General features: G+C 65.3%; 1 protein-coding gene. It reads right to left on the minus strand.

The annotated features are described in order from the left end of the window. On the minus strand, positions 1-329 hold a 329-nt coding region (locus DIE16_RS36400; RefSeq protein WP_148095418.1), incomplete at both ends, for an Ig-like domain-containing protein.

Genomic DNA, 329 nt, shown 5'->3' on the forward strand with positions numbered 1-329 from the left:
TCGGTGGTCAGGGCAACACCGGGTGCAGCGGCCGACGTGTCGAGCGTGAAGCTGAACGACGTCGCGGCCGACGTATTACCCGCGACGTCGATCTGGCGGACCTGCACGTTGTTCGTGCCTTCGACGGCGCTGAAGCTGGTGCTCCAGTGCGCACCGTTATCGACGCTGTACTGCACGGTGGCGCCGGTTTCGATGCCGGTGAGGTTCAACGTGCCGACATTGGTGATGTGGTCGGACGCGCTGCTGCCGGAGTCGGTGGTCAGGGCAACACCGGGTGCAGCCGCCGACGTGTCGAGCGTGAAGCTGAACGACGTCGCGGCCGACGTATT

This window comes from Burkholderia sp. Bp9090 (assembly GCF_003857985.1).
Lineage (GTDB): Bacteria > Pseudomonadota > Gammaproteobacteria > Burkholderiales > Burkholderiaceae > Burkholderia.